The organism is Rhizobium sp. LCM 4573, assembly GCF_001854865.1.
Lineage (GTDB): Bacteria > Pseudomonadota > Alphaproteobacteria > Rhizobiales > Rhizobiaceae > Neorhizobium.
On record NZ_MDDW01000001.1, the window covers coordinates 842302 to 858728 of the forward strand.

Below are 16427 nucleotides of genomic sequence, written 5' to 3' on the forward strand. Positions count from 1 at the left end.
GGGGGCGCGGCGGGAGCGCGTGGTGATGAACGAGACACCACGCCTCTCGCCCGCACTCATGGATACTCCTCTCACACCCGACCTAGCGGCGAGCGTACAGACGGCCCGTAGACGGGTCGTCATGCTCGGCCTGCGTGGCATTCCGGACATCCAGGGCGGGATAGAAAAACATGTCGAGATGCTCGGACAGGAGCTTCTCCAGCATGGCTGGGATGTCGAGATTCTCGGGCGCAGGCCCTATCTGAAGCAAAAAGCACCTGCCGATTGGCGCGGCATTCGTGTCGTCCCTCTCTGGGCGCCGCGATCCATGCTATTCGAAGCAATCGCGCACACTTTTCTCGGCGTACTCCACGCCGCCGTGAAGCGGCCGGATATCCTGCACATCCATGCGATCGGCCCGGGGATTCTGGCTCCCATCGCCCGCCTCGCCGGCCTCAACGTCGTCGTCACCCATCACGGCTATGATTACGATCGGGAAAAATGGGGGCCGACCGCCAGACGGGTGCTTCGGCTCGGCGAAAGATTGGCGATGCGCTTCGCCAGCGCCAGCATCGGGGTCTCGGGAGATGTTGCCCGGACCATGAAGGCGCGGCACGGCAGAGAGGTCAGCCACATACCGAACGGCGTGAACGTGCGGCCCGGCATTGCCGGCAACGGCGTCATCGAGCGTTTCGGGCTCGAGCGCCGGCGCTATATCGTCATGGTCGCCCGCATCGTTCCGGAAAAGCGGCAGAACGACCTGATCGCCGCCTTCGAAAAGCTCGAACAGAGCGGCTGGAAACTGGTGCTGGTGGGTGCCGCCGATCACGACAGTGCTTATTCCAAGGAAGTGGAGGCGATGGCCGCGCGGGTGCCGGGCGTGGTGATGGCCGGCTTCCAGAGCGGGGAAGATCTCGCGGCGCTCTTTTCCCAGGCCGGCCTTTTCGTCCTGYCGTCGATCCACGAAGGCATGCCGATCGCGCTTCTTGAGGCTCTGAGCTACGGGCTCCCAGTGCTCGCAAGCGATATTCCAGCCAACCGCGAAGTCGAACTCCCGCCGACGGATTACTTCCCCGTACGGGACGTCGAGGCACTCACTGAAGCGCTTGAGCGAAAGATTTCGGAACCGTTCAGCCAGGAGGGTGCACTTGCGCGCATCCGCGAGATCGAGCGCTCCTATGGCTGGTCCTCCATCGGGCGCGCAACGGCGGCGGTCTATCGATCTGTCGTCGCAAAGAACAGCAAGAGGTTCTCTTGACCGTATCAATCATCATCAAGACGCTCAACGAGGAAAAGCGGATCGCCCAGACGATCAGGCATGCGCTTGCCGGTCTTCCAGGCGGGCGCGGAGAGGTCATCGTCGCCGACAGCGGCTCATCCGACGGCACGATAGAGATAGCCTCGCGCCATCCGGTGCGGATCGTGCAGATCGAGGCGCCGGCGCGTCCGRGCTGSGGMCYSRGKCCSCAGCTCGGCTTCCAATATGCCCGGCATGAATACATCTGCCTTCTCGACGGCGACATGGACCTCGATCCGGACTTCCTGCCGGAAGCCCTTGCCTTTCTTGACCRGCACGGCAAGGCCGCCGGGGTAACGGGACATGTCGAGGAAATGATGCTCGACAATCTGGAATATACGCGGCGGGTCCAGCGGAATGCGCCAGAAAATCGCATAGGCTCCATAGACCGGATGAATGGCGGCGGCCTTTATCGGCGGGCGGCGATCGAGAGCATCGGCTACCTTACCGATCGGAACCTGCACGGCTATGAGGAATTCGACCTCGGCATACGTCTAAGACATGCCGGCTGGAACCTGCACCGCCTCGACCGGCGCTTCGTCCGGCACTACGGCCACAGCATCAATTCCTATCGGCTCTTGGTGCGCCGCTGGAAGACGAAATATCTCTTCGGCATAGGAGAGGTACTGCGGGCAGCGACCGGAAAACCCTATTTYCGGCAGGTGCTGAAGGAATTGCCGGAGCTGAAGCTATGGGCGCTGGTCTGCGGCTGGATCCTTTTTTCGCTCGGCCTTCTCCTCTTCCTGCCGGACAAGTTGCTGGCGCTCGCGCTCGTGGCGGGGATTTTTGCGGTGGTCGTGGCGTTGATGTCGGTTCGCAAGAAGAGCTTCTCGCTCGGTCTCTACACAGTGGTCGCCTGGCTCTTCCATGCGGCGGGCCTGCCTTTCGGCTATCTCGCTCCGCGACGCAGCCCGCTCGACTGGATTGAAAGCCGCAATCTTGGAGGGCCAGATGAAAAGACTGATGAGGGCGGCGGGGATTCTGGCGCTTATCGCAGCGGCTCCGGCGGCCAGCGCAGCTGAATGGCTGCCCGTCCGTGAAATCTCGCTGACGGTCGCGAGCGGCAGTCCGCTCGATTTTTCCGGTATTCTGCCGAACCAACCGATAGACGAGGATCACCGGCTTGTCGCCGGCGAAAACGGGCGCATCGCAACCGCCGCTTCGCCTCGGTCCCCGAAGCCCCTGTTTTGCGCCTCGCTCGGCTGGAGCCCGGCTTCCGGGGGCTTTCCCGACCATGCCTCCGCCGACATCTATGCCAGGCAACTGGCCATGCGCGGCYACAACATAGCCCGCTTCCATTTCGTCGATGCGAACCTGATGCAGGGCCGCGCCGGCGATTTCGACTTCGATCCGGACGTGCTCGACCGCATCCATTACCTGCTGGCCGCCCTGAAGCGGAACGGCATCTACTGGATGTTCGACGGGATAACATCCTGGCGGGGTGCCTATGGCGGATATGGCGATCGCTGGGACCCCGGCGGAGACGTGAAACTGGCCCTCCATTTCGACGATAAAGCCTTCGAACACTGGAAACGGCTGCAGCAGGAACTTCTCGCCCGGATCAATCCCTATACCGGTGTAGCCCCCATCAAGGACGAGGCGCTTGCACTGGTGATCCTTGCCAATGAAAACGGCATCGAATTCGAGAATGTCGTGAAGGAAGGGAAAGGCTGGCCCGGTTATGCCGCCATGCTGCAAAAGCCCTTCAATGCCTGGCTTCGTGAGAAATACCGCTCGACTGCCGAACTCGCCAAGGCTTGGTCCGATCTCCGCTCCGATGAAAGGCTGGAAGCTGCCTCGATCAGCCTACCCGTCGACCGCTACCTGGACGGGCCGCGAATGCACGACCTTCAGGCCTTCTTTGTAGAGACCGAACGCCGCTCCGCCGAGCGAATGACGAAAGTGATGCGCGATCTCGGTTACCGCGGTCTCATCAGCACCTATAACAACTGGGCGACGGTTCAGACATCGCTCAGCCGCCAAGGGCTGGATGCCGTCACCATGAACACCTACCAGGACTGGGTCGGCGGCTACGAACCCGGCTCGGCCATCGGCAACAAAAGCTCCGTCACCGATGCCGCCAGCTATATGCGTTATGCCGCCGCCTCGCGATGGCTCGGCAAGCCTTTCGCCCTCAGCGAATACGACCACCTCTTCTGGAGCCGTTACCGTTACGAAGCCGGGCTTCTCATGCCTGCCTATGCGGCGCTGCAAGGATGGGACCTTCTCTGCCGACACGGACATGCCCCGATCGTCCTGAAATACGGCGAGCCATACCCCCACAAGCGGGCCATGCTGCCCTATGCGATCGCGCTCGATCCGGTGGCGCGGGCGGGAGAAACGCTCGCAGCCCTTCTTTTCCGTCGCGGAGATGTCTCGCCCGCCCGCAACACCATCCCCTTCACCATGCGTGGCATGGAAGACCTGAACGACGATATGCAGGCGGCCGAGCCAGACGCCTTGACCGAACTCGCGCTTGTCTCCCGCATCGGCCTCAACTCCTCCGGTGGCCTGCGAGAACTGCTGGCAGTCAACCAACCTCGCAACGTCACTCAGGCGCAGGAATTGCTCGATGCGTTGAGGGAAGCCGGTCTCCTGCCGGGCAACAATCGCACCGATCCCGCACGCGGGCTATTCGAAAGCGATACCGGCGAACTGCTGCTCGAGAGGGAAGAACACCGGCTGACGCTTTCCACGCCCCGGACCGTGGCAGCCGCTTTCAGCAAGCTGAATGGCCCTCTCGACCTCGGAACCCTGCGGGTTGAAAGTTCCGACGGCGGAGGCTTGATCGCGGCGGCTGCCCTTGATGGCAACTCCCCGCTCTCGACCGCCAAGCGAATCTTGCTGATCTTCGCGACAGACGCCCGCAATACGAACATGCGCTTCCGCGACCCCGAGCAGAACGTGATCGAGGATTTCGGCTCGCTGCCGGTGCTGATCCGCAAGGGCGATATTGCGCTGGAGTTCAAGGAGCGCGTCGCCCGCTGGCGCCTCTCGCCGGTGGGCCTGGACGGGAAAGTGCATGCGCCGCTGCGGACCGAAAGGGGCGAGATCCGCTTCAATCTCTCGAACGACACCCCGTCCGGGCCGACCACTTTCTTCCTGCTCGAAACCGATTGAGGGGTTTCCCTCCATAGGATCAAAATCCCGGCTCGTTGGTTGGAAAGAAGGAACAATCAGGACAGGAGGAATATCGATGGCCCACGCGAGCACGAAACATGTCGGCAGCGGCACCCAGGGCAAGGGCAGCGGGAGTGGCGCTATGACGGACATCGACAAGGAGCGCATTCCCGAAAATACGGTGCTTTCCAATCGCGACAAGGCTCAGCATTCCCGCCAGCGCGGCCTCGACAGCAAGACCGTGCAGACTGAGCAGTTTCACGATCACGAAGCCAATCATTTGAAAGAGGATTAGCAGAGCGAATCATCACAACCGAGTGAGATTCACATCTCGCAGACTTCAACCGAATTTAAAGTCAAGATCGCCCTTGCAAAGAATGGGGGAAAGAGTCACTGTTGGCCATCGCCAGGGTATTAAGGGGCGATGGCGACGGGAGGCAAGACACGCTTCGCCCCGTAATGGAGGCCGAAAACAATGAATACGGCAGTCCTTACGCATGCATTCGAACCAAGTGAACTGGCTTTCCTCCAGCGTTTTTTCAATACGCTGTGCGCGGAACGTGGACTGGATGGTGGAAGCTTGGCCGCCAATGATCTAGCTGTACAAATTCTGCAGCTTTATCAACAAGGTGTGCGGGATGAGAGAGAACTCCACATCCATCTGGGGGAAATGCCCCACACCAAGAATTGATTGCGCTTCTGCCAGCCGTCCGACGGGCGGCTGGCGGATTTTCCCCTAACGCTTCGCCTGCAGATCGCGTTCGTCGCGCATAAGGAAGACCCGCGTGACATTGTCGAGGTTTTCCTCCAGCCAGTCGGCCATTGCGATCTCCTCCCCCAGAATACGCTCGAACACCGCTTTCGCCTCGACCTCGCCCAGCTCGTCCGCCGATGCGATCAGCACCCGGTAACTTGCAATCTCCACGTGTTCGAATGCGTAGCTCGCCATGGCTCCCTTGATCACCTCATCGCTCGTGAATATTCCTCCAAGTCCCTGGGCAGTTGCGGTAAGCTTTCCCGCGATATCCTTGAGCGTCGAGGCGCCTCCCGCCGGAAACCGCTCAAGCAGGTCTTCCAGGACTTCCGCATGCGCGCGCGTTTCGATCAGGTGCTGCTCGATGCGTTTTTTGAGATCGGGATAGTTCTCGAGGCGGCGCGATTGCGCCGTCATCATGGTTATCGCCTGCTCTTCCATCGCATGGGCATCCCGAAGCCATGCGATGAAATTATCTCTGGCATGGGTCATGTCGTTTCTCCTGGCATCTTCGACCACCCGACGAGCCGGGGCTCGTCGGACGCACCGCATCAACTTGAGAGGACGCGCGAAGTTCCGCCGCTCTTTGCTGGAGCCCGAAGATACCGCCCGAAARGGCTCCGATCGGAGGGCCCTTCCGGAGGAACAATAGCCGCCGGCCTCCGTTGTGCTCCTGCAAGGAAGAGTACCGCAAGGGAGAGTAATCATGATGCCCGATCCACGCGAACCGAGCGAACAGCCGCCGATGCCGGCGCCGACATGGAAGCCGGAGCCGCCGATCGACGAGCCCGAGCCGGACCGCCTTCCGGACGAAGCACCACTGCCCAATCCGGATGAAACCGAAAATCCGCCGGTCTACATGCCACCGGGCAGCAGCGTTCAATAATGGGTTCGGCGGCGACAGGAGGTGATTATGGCAACCCGTAGCGACATGCACACCAATAGCGGAGATAAACCCGGCGAAGAACATGGAGCGCCCAAGCTGGAGCTCTGGAAGCTGTTTGCCGCGGCCCTGTTCATTCTTCTCTGCATGTTGACCGCGATGGAGCTTTTCAATGGAGCGGAATTTGGCGGCACTGAACCCCTCAATCCGCCTCCCCACAGCATAGACCAGTAATGCCACCCTCTCCTGCGCTCTTCAGCGCGAGAGAGGCCGCTGGAACAAAGGGAAAATTTCGCACGTTCATCTATCACTGATCTCAGGAGATGGCGCAGTTGGACGTGGCGATAGAGCTTTCCACACACGAATTCGTCCAGATCGATCCGATCATCCGGCCCGGCCGCAACGCATGGCGCAGCGCAAGGGTCGACAAGGCGGCATTCCTGGTGGACGGCGCCGATTACTTCCGGCGGCTCGATCAGGTTCTCCGCAAGGCCCGGAAATCCATCTTCATCGTCGGCTGGGACTTCAACCCGGACATTCGCCTGCGGCAGGACGAACCCGATAGCGAAACGCTTGGGCAATTGCTTCACATGCTGGTGGAGGAAAGGCCGGAGCTGGAAATCCGTCTCCTCGTCTGGGGAATGGGGCCGGTCTATTCGGGCAAGAGCCTCAAGGTTTTCGGCAAGATGGAATGGAGCGATCATCCCCGCATTTCCCTGCGCTTCGACTTCCGTCATCCGCTGCGGGCGAGCCACCACCAAAAGATCGTCACGATAGATGATCGGACCGCCTTCCTCGGCGGCATCGACATTACCGCGAAACGCTGGGACGATCGCAGCCACCGGGTCGAAGATACCCGCCGGATCGCTCCGGACGGGACGAGCTACGGCCCGTTGCATGACGTGCAGGCGATCGTGAGCGGAGACGCGGCTGGGATGATTGGCGTCGTCGCCCGTCGCCGGTGGGAGAAGGCGACCGGAGAGAACCTCGCGCCATGCAAGATCGCGGGGGAGTCCCCCTGGCCCGAGGATCTGGAGCCGGCGCTGACGGATTGCAACGCCGCGCTGGCGCTTACCGAGGCGTGGAAGTGGAAGGGACACCGGGGCCACAGGGAGGCGATCCGGTTGACCCACGATGCGCTGAGAAACGCGAAGCGCCACCTTTATATCGAAACCCAGTATCTTGCCTCCTTCGGCGTCGCGCGCACGCTTGCCCGTCGCCTCAGAGAAACCGACGGACCGGAAATCCTCGTGGTCGTAACCCGAAAATCCCATGGGTTCCTGGAAAAGCTGATGATGGGGCATAATCGCAATCGCCTCATCCGTCGTCTGAAGCGCGTCGATCGCAACAGGCGGCTTCGGGTCTTCTACGCGGTCGTTCCGGACGGAAAAGGGGGCGAGCAGGAAGTCATCGTGCATTCCAAGGTCATCATCATGGATGACCGCTTCATTCGCGTCGGCTCGTCCAACCTCAACAACCGCTCCGAGGGGCTCGACACGGAATGCGACCTGGCCATTGAAACCGGCTCGCCTGCGGGCCAGAGCGCCATTGCCGCCATCCGCAACGATCTGCTGGCGGAACATCTCGACGCCTCGCCGCAGGACGTGGCCGAAATCATCGCCCGGACTGGTTCCATGCTCGCCGCCGTGGATGCCCTGAACACTCGCCCGCGCGGGCTGCGGCCCTTCGACGTCGATCCTCGCGGTGGCGAGACGCAATCCATGATCGGGACCGGACTTGTCGACCCCAAGCAGCCTTATTGGCCCGTTCCGCAATTCCAGGCGGGTATCCGGCGCTTTTTCTCCCGCCTAACTCGTCGCCTGTTCTGAAACCTTTTCCGGACGGCGGCGATAATAGGCCTCGCTCGCGATCAGGATCGGCACGCCGGTCGTCAGCGGCACGAAGAAATAGAGAACGCGAAAGGCAACCAGCGCGCCGATCGATTCCGCATCCGGCAGAATGCTCAGCATCGTTGCCTCCAGAACGCCGAGGCCGCCCGGCACATGGCTGATCAGCGCCGCGATATTGGCGGTGACGTAAGCGCTCGCAACATCCAGATAGCCGGCATCAGAAAAGCCCGCGAGAAGCTGGTGAATGCAGGCCGCAACGCAGGAGAAGTTCAATGTGCCGATGACGATCTGCCCCAGAGCGAGCACCGGCCGGGGCGGTTCGAAGCTCCAGCTCCACAGCCTGAGCCGCCGGCGGACGAAAGCACAGATCAGCACATAGGCAAGCGGCAGGGCGAGGCACACAACGCCGAGAAGGATCGCTGCCGGTCTGTCGAGGCCCAGCAGGTTGGGATCGCCACCCGGCCTCAGGAGCAGGGCAAGCCCCGCGAGTGTGGCGAGCCCCACCCCCACCGTCACCCCGCAAAAGACGATCACCTTGGCGACCTGCTCGGCGGAAAGCCCCCAGCGGGAATAGAAGCGGTACCGGACCGCGCCGCTGCTGAGCGCCGCCAGTCCCACATTGTGACCGATCGAAAGGCTCGTGAAGGAGGCGAGTGCCGTGCGCGGATAGGAGAGCGGCTTTCCGRCATATCTCAGCGCCAGCGCATCAAAACCCGTGAGGCAAAGATAGGAGCAGGCGACATAACCGAGGGCAGAAAATAGCCGCCATTTTGGGATGGCGCCGACGGCCTCCTCGATCTCCTCGAACGAGTACCGTCCCAGGCTGCGGTAGACGAGGAGAACGGCAAGGCAGATCGCCGCGGCGATCAACAATCTCAGCACGTGCCGCCTGGCGATCATCCTCTTCCTCTGTTGCCGGAGCCCGTTGTGGGAACGAAAAGCCGGGGAAAGGGGTTCCCTGCGGCATGACGGACATCGAGACACGACCATTCCCCGCCCGGCAGGCACTCAAGATCCTGAGTTACAACGTCCATAGCTGCATCGGCACCGACCGCAGGCTCGATCCCGCCCGGGTGGCGGAGGTGATCGCCGCTCTCGAGCCCGATATCATCGGGCTGCAGGAACTGGATGTCGGTCGCAACCGCACCGGTGGCATGGATCAGGCCCATATCATCGCATCCCTGCTGCGCATGGAATTCCACTTTCATGCTGCGCTGAAGGTGGAGGAGGAGCATTACGGCGACGCGGTGCTGACGGCGCTCCCGATGCGGCTGGTCAAGGGAGACGTCCTGCCCTCCCATGGAGAGCAGCGGGGCGTGGTCTGGGTGGAGATAACCGCCGGCGATACGCAGCTTCAGGTGTTCAACACCCATCTCGGCCTCCGGCGCCGCGATCGGCTGAAACAAACGGCAGTGCTGCGGGGACCCGACTGGCTCGGCCATCCCGATTGTCGGGGGAAACCTATAATCCTGATCGGCGACATGAACTCCATCCCCTCCTCGCCGGTCTATCACAATCTCTCCCGGGGAATGGCCGATGTCCAGAACCGCACCGTGATGCAGCCAAGACCAACATTTCCATCCCGCTATCCCTTTCTGAGGCTGGACCATATCTTCGTGTCCACGGACATCCAGGTGCGCGAGGCCGGCGTGATTTCGACGCCCCTCGCCCGCCGCGCCTCCGATCATCTTCCGCTGCTGGCAACCGTCGAGGTTTAGATCCGTTTCAGTGCGCCTTGCCGAATTTCCGCGCTTCCTTCAGCAGCCGAACCACTTCCTGATCGGTCGTCTGTGAAAAATCGCCGTAATGAGCGCCGACCGCGTGAAGGCGCTCGGGAGCCGAGAGGCAAACGATCTCGTCGACCTCGTCCCTCAAGGCTTCCACCACGTCTCGGGGCGCGACGRGGACGGCGATGCAGATGGAGGCAACACCCATCTGTTTCAGAGCATGGATGCCGGCCCGGATGGAAACCCCGACGGCGATACCGTCGTCGATCAGTATGACATCCCTGCCGGCATGATCGTGATCGCGCGGCTCGTCCTCCCCGAAATACATGCGGTGACGCCGCTGGATTTCGGAGAGTTGGTGATCTCGCTCCGTCGCGAGATAACCGGGTGGTATCGTAAAGTTCCGCACTGCTTCCTCGTTGACGACCACATGCGGTTCCTTGGTATCGACGACGGCGCCGATGCCATATTCCGGCTGGCCGGGAGCGCCGATCTTGCGGACGATCAAGAGATCGAGGGGCGCATCGAGCCGCCGCGCAACCTCGAAGGCGACGGGCACGCCGCCTCGCGGCAACGCCATCACCACGGGATTGGCGTGGGCCTGTTCCTGAAGGGCATCCGCCAATTGCCTTCCGGCATCGCCACGGTCTGCAAAGGTGGGGCCAAATCCGAACATGTCATCCTCCCAAGACGCTCCGCCGCGACGAAGTCGCCACGGCCGGATGTTGTTGCCCTGCCCTTCAGGGATCATAACCCCCGGCCGGCACCCGGACAACCTTGGGAGAGCACCTTCGTTCCGGTGGGCGCCGCTATCGGCTACCGCCGCTGCCCTTGCGATGCTCGCTTTCCTGGTTGCGCCCGCGGATGATGGAAGGGTCATCGTTCATCGAAACATCCGCCGTGCGCATGCTCATGTCATCGCCCTTGCGGAAAGCTTTGCGCGCGGCCTCGCTGCGCTTGAGATCAGCCTTCGCATCGAAGTCTTTGCCGGCATTGGCCGTTTTCTCGCGCTTTTCGATGATGTTGCGCTGCTGCTCGTGGGTCTTCGCACCCTGCATGGTGAGTTCCTCCTTCTTGCCGCCTACTTGTTCGCACGGCCGCGCTGGTCGGGATCGACACCGCCGGATGGTAGCGTATCGTTCGCGACATCGCCTTCATCCGTGTTGTCGCCGGCGATCTCTTCATTGCCGATACGGCGGTTCAACCCTTTCGATTGGCCGATACCCGGATCGGACTTCAGGTCGGCATCGCTCGGCTTTCGGGTCTTGAAGTGCTTGGACGTCATGTCTCGTCCTCCTCAATCGCGTGCCACAAGACGAAGCGGCTGCGTTCAATGTCGCGTTCGCGCTACGAACTTGTTGAAACGGCTTGTTTTGCCGTCATCGGTTTCCTCTTGGTAAAGGAAGGAAAGCTCGTTCTCGTCGAAGACCRCGAAAAAATTCTCCCAGGAGATTTCTTCCAGCGCCTCCTCGGGCCGGCCGAAATCGACGCGCAGCAAGCCGCCTTCGCCCGCCGCTTTTACCCGCGCGGGATGGCCGCCGCGTTCCTCGATCCAATGGCGGATTTCATCGTGATCGGTGGTCTGAACTGCCTTGCTCATTGGCTCCTGTCTCCGTTTTGAATGCAAGGACAGAACCGGCCGGCATCGCGATTGTTCCGGCACCGAGCGGGATATGGACCGGAGATATGCGCATAAAGACGGGAACCTTTGTGGGGGCCCGATGTTCAGGCGACGTCGATCGCAGAACTCTGTCCGATCGAYGGCGTCATAAATACCCTCCCAACTGGCGCCTCCTTTTTCAGGGAGGCGCCTTTTTCTGCTTGGCCGGCCGGGCCCGCCGACCCGCTCAGGCGGCGCGGCGCTTGGCTGCTTCCGGCTGCCGGGCATCCCGGCCGAGTTCCGCGGCGCCGCGAGTCTTGAAACCGCGCAGCGCAGTAACCAGCCTCTCCACCGCATCCCGAAGATCTGACGTGCGGGTGGAGGTTTCCTGCACCATGGAGGCATTCTGCTGGGTCAGTGAATCCATCCGGCCGAGCGAGCCGTTGACTTCCTGCAAGCCGGCCGACTGGCTTGCCGCCGCGGCCGCGATATTCTTGACGATCGTATTGATGTCGTCGATGCGCGACGTAATCTGCCCCAGCGCATGGCCGGCATTGTTGACGAGATCGACGCCTGCCTGGATCTGCTTGGAACTGCCCGAAATCAGGTCCTTGATTTCCTTGGCGGCATCGGCGCAGCGCTGCGCCAGCGCCCGCACTTCCTGAGCCACGACCGCAAAGCCGCGTCCCGCCTCCCCTGCGCGAGCGGCTTCCACGCCCGCATTGAGCGCCAGAAGATTGGTCTGGAACGCAATCTCGTCGATCACGCCTATGATCTTGGAAATCTCTTCGGAAGATTGCTCGATGGCGCCCATGGCCGTGACCGCCTGTTTGACCACCGGGCCGGAGGCACGCGCCTCCGACAGCGCGACATCGACCGCAACGGCCGCCTTGTTGGCACCTTCCGCGGTATCCGCAACGCTCTGGGTCAGTTCGTGCAGCGTGCTAGAACTCTCCTCCAGTCCGCTTGCCTGCTCATCGGTGCGCCGCGCAAGATCCTTGGTCGCCTGTGAGATCGCGTTGGTGCTGGCGAGAATCTCTTCGCCGGTATTGTGCACTGTGGCAAGCGTACTGCGCAGCTTCTCGGCGCTGTTGTTGTAGTCACGAACCATACGGGAGAAATTGACCGGCAGGCTATCCGGCAGCCGCGTTTCGAGATCGCCGGCGGAAAGCCCCTGAAGCACGCGGTCCAGGGCTTCGAGCGCGATTTCCTGTTCCTCCTCGCCGGCGCGTCTCGCCTCTTCGGCACGCTTGCGCTCAGCGGCCATGATGTCGAGATAAGCCGTGATCGAGTAATCCATGTCGAGCATCGCCGCCTTGACCAGCGTGCTGATCTCGCTTGCGAGCTTTGCCGAATTGCCCCGCCCGAAACGCGAAGGCCATCTCTCGGCGACGACGGCATGGATGAGCCGTTCCATCACCAGCGCATAACCGCCGATATACCAGTGGGGATCGAGCCCGATCCGCGCATGGGCGGCTCCCACCGCGCGCACGCCCTCGACATAACGCTCGTCGAAACTCGCTTCGCCGACCACCGCCCAGTGGCTCATCTGACGCTTCTTCGCGCTGTCCATGTGACCCTGGCCGGAAAACAGCGAGGCGATTTCCGGGGTCGCATTGATCTTGCGGTAGAGAGTATCGAGTGCTTCGGAAATACTGGCATTGATGACCGGCGAAAGATCGCGCAGCGTCGAACGCGACTCCTGATCGAAACCCAGAAAATCAAGGCGCTTCTGCAGTTCGCGTTTCTCTTCGGCCGACGACATCCCTAAACTCCCAATCGTTTGCGTCCAAATCGTTGGACATGCAGCGAGGCTTAGTGGCTTTAAGGTATACGATCCCTTAATCGTCCCGGATAAGAATTGAGGCATGAAGCCTCACTTGTGCGACCGTTATTCAAGCGTATAATAACTTCGACCACTGACAAATTTCGGGGAGCGGATTCCGCCCCTATCCGCAATTCCGGGAGACCGTTTCGATGCAGGCCTGCGGCGCCTACGCCAAGCCTTTTACCCGATTTTTCAATGATATCCGCGCCGTGCGGAGATTTCGGTGAATCGGCGCAGCTATCACAGGGCAAGCGAGGCCGAGCGGCGTGAGGACCTGATCGCCGCCACGCTCGATTGCATCGCCGAATTCGGCATCCGGGGCGCAACCGTGCGGCAGATAGCCACGCGCGCCGGCGTCACGGGCGGTCTCATCCGCCATTACTTCGCCGGCAAGGACCAAATGCTGCAGGCGGCTTATCGGCAGGTCATGACCGGCATAACGGACGAAGCGATCCGCGCGGCGACGGAGGGCGGCGATGCCCGCACGCGTCTGCGCCGTTTCATCGTCGCCAACGTGACGCCGCCGGTCACGGACCCGCGTACGCTATCGCTCTGGGCGGCCTTCATCAGCCATATCCCGCTCGACCCCACCTTCGCCGCCATTCATCGGGAAAACTACCTGACTTTCCTGGAGGCGCTCGAAGCTCTGCTCCTTGCCCTTCATGCGGAACAGGGCCGGACAGTCAGTCGCGAGGAGTGCCGGGCGCATGCGATCGCCGTCAACGGCCTGATCGACGGCCTGTGGCTGGAGGGCACACTTGCCGCGGACCTGTTTGCCGATAAAGGACTTGCCGAAACCGCTCTTTCTTCCGTCGAAGCCCTGCTTCGACTTCCGCCGGGCGAGCTTTCGGCCTCCGATACATAAATAAAGGGAAATGCCATGCGTTATGCTTCGATCACCGATCGCCTCGCCCATCTCGGCTCCGGTCGCTGGGCCGTTCACCTCGCCGCCCGACGCATGAAGGCCGCGGGCGAGGACATCATCGAGCTGACGATCGGCGAGCCGGATATCGCACCCGACAGAGCGCTTCTCGATGAGGCTGCCCGCGCCATGTATGCAGGCCGGACCCGCTATTCCAACGGCCGCGGCGAACCTTCAGTCTTGGATGCCCTGGTGGAGAAATATTCGAAGCGCCGCAAGGGTGTGACCGAGAATAATTTCCTCTGCTTTCCCGGCACCCAGACGGCGCTCTACAGCGTGATGGCCGGCCTCGTCGAGGCAGGCGATGGCGTCGTCGTCGGCGATCCGCTCTATGCCACCTACGAAGGCGTGATCGCCTCGACGGGCGCACACATGATCCCCGTGCCGCTGAGGCCGGAGAACAGGTTCCACATGAAGGCCGAGGATCTGGAACGGGCGATCACGCCCGAAGCCCGGGTGCTCCTGCTCAACACGCCCCACAACCCGACGGGCGCCGTGCTGACGGCTGCCGAAATCGCCGCGATCGGTGAGGTCTGCCGCAAGCACGATCTCTGGATCGTCTGCGACGAGGTCTACGAACAATTGATCTTCGAAGGAACGCCGTTCGCCTCGCCCTTCGATATCCCGGAACTCGCGGAGCGCACGATCGTCGTCTCCTCCATCTCGAAATCCCATGCCGCGCCAGGCTTCCGCAGCGGCTGGGCCGCAGGGCCGGAAGAATTCTGCGAAAAGGTGCTGCCGGTTTCCGAGACCATGCTGTTCGGCGTGCAGCCCTTCATCGCCGACATGACGGCCATGGCGCTCTCCCAGCACTTCGAAACCGCCGACGTGATGCGCGAAAATTATCGCCGACGTGCCGCGATCGTCGAAAAGGCCTTTGCCGGCAACAATCTCGTAACGCCTATGCCGCCGGAGGGCGGGATGTTCATCCTGCTCGACGTCGCGGCAACCGGCCTCGGCGGCGAAGAGTTCGCCTGGGAGCTGTTGCAGGAAGAGAAGGTGGCGGTGATGCCCGGCAGATCCTTCGGTGATCAGGCAGCCGGCTTCCTGCGCATTTCGTTAACCGTGCCGGACGACGTTCTCGCAATCGCCATGGAGCGGATCGGCAACCTTGCGAGCCGCCTGGTTATGCTGGCGGAAAAGCGCGCCTGAACGCCACGTCACTCCGCCTTGTCGTCCTTTGATAATGGCTTGCGGGCGGCGGTCTGCCGGCCGACGATATCGGCCTCCGCCTCCTCGTCATAAGGAAGCGCGCCGCCGCCGGCATCGCCCGCATCCGCCACCCGGCCGCTCGGATCGCGGTTGGTCTCGGCCTCCCAGACCCTGCGGGCCTTGTTGAGATCGGCGGTGGCGGGATCGGTCTCGTGGCGGCGTGGCGTCTCGCCGGTGCCGGAACTCTTGGTGATGTTCGGCCCATCTCCGCCGGATTTCGCTTTTTCTCTGGGTTCCATGCTAGCCTCCCTGGTTCACAACATGAACCGCTCAGGCGGGGCTTCGTTCCGCAAGTTTGGGCAGCACTTTTTCGCCGAAGAACTCGATGAACGGGCGCTGGTTGCGCCCGACATTGTGGAGGTAGATTTCCGAAAACCCCATTTCCAGATCTTGGCCGAGCGAGTCCAGATGGCGGGCAGGATCGGCAGATATGCGCACATGTTCGTCCATGTCCTCCGGCCGCACCTTCACGCAGGCGCCGTCGAATTCCTCCGGCAGTTTCAGGGTTTCGGCCACGGCCGCGCTGACCGCGTTGCTGCGCCATTGGTCGAATGCATTCTGCCTAGCCACATGGTCATTTTCAGCCCATGAGAGATGGACCTGCAGATAGACCGGCTTGCCTTCTCCTCCTCCCTTCCGAAAGGCCTCGATGATTTTCTTGAGGTTTTCACGCGGCTGGTTGATGGTGATCAATCCATCCGCCCAGGAACCGGCCCATTCCGCCGTTTGCGGCGAGAGCGCTCCCGCAATCAACCTGGGCGGCGTCTTCGCAAGCGTATGGAGTTTCGCCTCATCCACCTTGATCGGGTGTTCCCGGCTGATCGTCTCGCCTGAAAACAGCGCTCGGATGATCTCCGCGCCGGCGAGCAGCCTCTCGTTCCTTTCCTCTTTCGAAGGCCAGCGCTCGCCGGTGATGTGCTCGTTCAGCGCCTGCCCGCTGCCGAGCGCCATCCAGGGCAGCCTGCCGGGAAACATCTCTCCGATCGTCGCAGCAGCCTGCGCCGTCAGCGCCGGATGGTAGCGCCAGCCGGAAGGCACGGTGATCAGCCCGAAGGGAATGCGCTTCGTCGCCTGCATCGCTGCGCCGAGAAAGGCCCAGACGAAGCCGGATTGCCCCTGGCGCAAGCTCCAGGGCGCGAAATGGTCGGACGACATCACTGCGGAAAAGCCGGCTTCTTCCGCAAGTTTCACATAACCGAGAAGCTCGCTCGGCGAAAACTGCTCATGGGAAGCGTGATACCCAATATGCGCCATG

The 16427-nt window shown here is 61.9% G+C and carries 20 protein-coding genes; 11 read left to right on the forward strand and 9 right to left on the reverse strand.

Going from position 1 to position 16427, the window contains the following annotated elements; translation table 11 throughout:
* Positions 1 to 58: 58 nt before the first annotated feature.
* The 5 genes from LCM4573_RS04225 (at position 59) to LCM4573_RS04245 (ending at position 5087) form a co-directional block, all read left to right on the forward strand.
* Entirely contained in the window at positions 59 to 1237 is a 1179-nt protein-coding gene (locus LCM4573_RS04225; protein ID WP_071005177.1) for a glycosyltransferase family 4 protein, read from the forward strand.
* Entirely contained in the window at positions 1234 to 2298 is a 1065-nt protein-coding gene (locus LCM4573_RS04230) for a glycosyltransferase family 2 protein (protein WP_083347295.1), read from the forward strand. Before LCM4573_RS04225 ends, LCM4573_RS04230 begins: the two co-directional genes overlap by 4 nt.
* The gene (locus tag LCM4573_RS04235) at positions 2228 to 4396 is read left to right on the forward strand and encodes a glycoside hydrolase (RefSeq protein ID WP_071004744.1); all 2169 of its coding nucleotides are present in this window, start codon (positions 2228 to 2230) and stop codon (positions 4394 to 4396) included. Before LCM4573_RS04230 ends, LCM4573_RS04235 begins: the two co-directional genes overlap by 71 nt.
* A gap of 76 nt (positions 4397 to 4472) precedes the next feature.
* On the forward strand, positions 4473 to 4691 hold the full coding sequence (locus LCM4573_RS04240; RefSeq protein WP_071004746.1) for a hypothetical protein: 219 nt from the start codon (positions 4473 to 4475) through the stop codon (positions 4689 to 4691).
* Between the two features lie 180 nt (positions 4692 to 4871).
* Entirely contained in the window at positions 4872 to 5087 is a 216-nt protein-coding gene (locus LCM4573_RS04245) for a hypothetical protein (protein ID WP_071004748.1), read from the forward strand.
* Between the two features lie 45 nt (positions 5088 to 5132).
* On the opposite strand, the gene LCM4573_RS04250 is transcribed toward LCM4573_RS04245, so the two are convergent.
* On the reverse strand, positions 5133 to 5642 hold the full coding sequence (locus tag LCM4573_RS04250) for a ferritin-like domain-containing protein (RefSeq protein ID WP_071004750.1): 510 nt from the start codon (positions 5640 to 5642) through the stop codon (positions 5133 to 5135).
* 214 nt (positions 5643 to 5856) lie between these two features.
* Here LCM4573_RS04250 and LCM4573_RS04255 point away from each other — a divergent pair, with 214 nt between their 5' ends.
* The 3 genes from LCM4573_RS04255 to LCM4573_RS04265 all read left to right on the forward strand — a co-directional run bounded on the left by LCM4573_RS04255 (position 5857) and on the right by LCM4573_RS04265 (position 7862).
* The gene (locus LCM4573_RS04255; RefSeq protein ID WP_071004751.1) at positions 5857 to 6036 is read left to right on the forward strand and encodes a hypothetical protein; all 180 of its coding nucleotides are present in this window, start codon (positions 5857 to 5859) and stop codon (positions 6034 to 6036) included.
* A 27-nt stretch (positions 6037 to 6063) separates the two neighbouring features.
* Complete coding sequence (locus tag LCM4573_RS04260) at positions 6064 to 6267, forward strand: hypothetical protein (RefSeq protein WP_071004753.1); 204 nt, start codon at positions 6064 to 6066, stop codon at positions 6265 to 6267.
* A 104-nt stretch (positions 6268 to 6371) separates the two neighbouring features.
* On the forward strand, positions 6372 to 7862 hold the full coding sequence (locus LCM4573_RS04265; protein ID WP_244505243.1) for a phospholipase D-like domain-containing protein: 1491 nt from the start codon (positions 6372 to 6374) through the stop codon (positions 7860 to 7862).
* Here the strand turns inward: LCM4573_RS04265 and LCM4573_RS04270 are convergent.
* Entirely contained in the window at positions 7842 to 8783 is a 942-nt protein-coding gene (locus tag LCM4573_RS04270; protein ID WP_071004755.1) for a lysylphosphatidylglycerol synthase domain-containing protein, read from the reverse strand. The genes LCM4573_RS04265 and LCM4573_RS04270 overlap by 21 nt on opposite strands.
* A gap of 65 nt (positions 8784 to 8848) precedes the next feature.
* Between LCM4573_RS04270 and LCM4573_RS04275 the strand changes: the two genes are divergently transcribed.
* Entirely contained in the window at positions 8849 to 9601 is a 753-nt protein-coding gene (locus tag LCM4573_RS04275; protein ID WP_071004757.1) for an endonuclease/exonuclease/phosphatase family protein, read from the forward strand.
* A gap of 7 nt (positions 9602 to 9608) precedes the next feature.
* On the opposite strand, the gene LCM4573_RS04280 is transcribed toward LCM4573_RS04275, so the two are convergent.
* From LCM4573_RS04280 to LCM4573_RS04300, 5 genes are all read right to left on the reverse strand, one after another.
* Positions 9609 to 10286, reverse strand: coding sequence for a phosphoribosyltransferase (locus LCM4573_RS04280; RefSeq protein ID WP_071004758.1), 678 nt, complete (start codon positions 10284 to 10286; stop codon positions 9609 to 9611).
* Between the two features lie 133 nt (positions 10287 to 10419).
* Positions 10420 to 10668, reverse strand: a complete 249-nt coding sequence (locus tag LCM4573_RS04285; RefSeq protein WP_071004760.1) for a hypothetical protein — start codon at positions 10666 to 10668, stop codon at positions 10420 to 10422.
* A gap of 23 nt (positions 10669 to 10691) precedes the next feature.
* Complete coding sequence (locus LCM4573_RS04290) at positions 10692 to 10895, reverse strand: hypothetical protein (RefSeq protein ID WP_071004762.1); 204 nt, start codon at positions 10893 to 10895, stop codon at positions 10692 to 10694.
* A 45-nt stretch (positions 10896 to 10940) separates the two neighbouring features.
* Positions 10941 to 11210: a hypothetical protein gene (locus LCM4573_RS04295; protein WP_071004764.1), complete on the reverse strand. Its 270-nt coding sequence runs from the start codon at positions 11208 to 11210 to the stop codon at positions 10941 to 10943.
* A 247-nt stretch (positions 11211 to 11457) separates the two neighbouring features.
* Positions 11458 to 12975, reverse strand: coding sequence for a globin-coupled sensor protein (locus LCM4573_RS04300; RefSeq protein WP_071004766.1), 1518 nt, complete (start codon positions 12973 to 12975; stop codon positions 11458 to 11460).
* Positions 12976 to 13261: 286 nt separating this feature from the next.
* On the opposite strand from LCM4573_RS04300, the gene LCM4573_RS04305 reads away from it, so the two are divergent.
* Complete coding sequence (locus LCM4573_RS04305; protein ID WP_071004768.1) at positions 13262 to 13903, forward strand: TetR family transcriptional regulator C-terminal domain-containing protein; 642 nt, start codon at positions 13262 to 13264, stop codon at positions 13901 to 13903.
* 15 nt (positions 13904 to 13918) lie between these two features.
* Positions 13919 to 15112 (forward strand): pyridoxal phosphate-dependent aminotransferase, encoded by a 1194-nt coding sequence (locus LCM4573_RS04310; RefSeq protein ID WP_071004770.1) that lies wholly within the window; start codon positions 13919 to 13921, stop codon positions 15110 to 15112.
* Between the two features lie 8 nt (positions 15113 to 15120).
* Here LCM4573_RS04310 and LCM4573_RS04315 read toward each other — a convergent pair whose 3' ends face one another.
* Both LCM4573_RS04315 and LCM4573_RS04320 read right to left on the reverse strand, forming a co-directional pair.
* Positions 15121 to 15411 (reverse strand): hypothetical protein, encoded by a 291-nt coding sequence (locus LCM4573_RS04315; RefSeq protein ID WP_071004772.1) that lies wholly within the window; start codon positions 15409 to 15411, stop codon positions 15121 to 15123.
* 31 nt (positions 15412 to 15442) lie between these two features.
* On the reverse strand, positions 15443 to 16426 hold the full coding sequence (locus LCM4573_RS04320) for a TIGR03885 family FMN-dependent LLM class oxidoreductase (RefSeq protein WP_071004774.1): 984 nt from the start codon (positions 16424 to 16426) through the stop codon (positions 15443 to 15445).
* Position 16427: the final 1 nt, after the last annotated feature.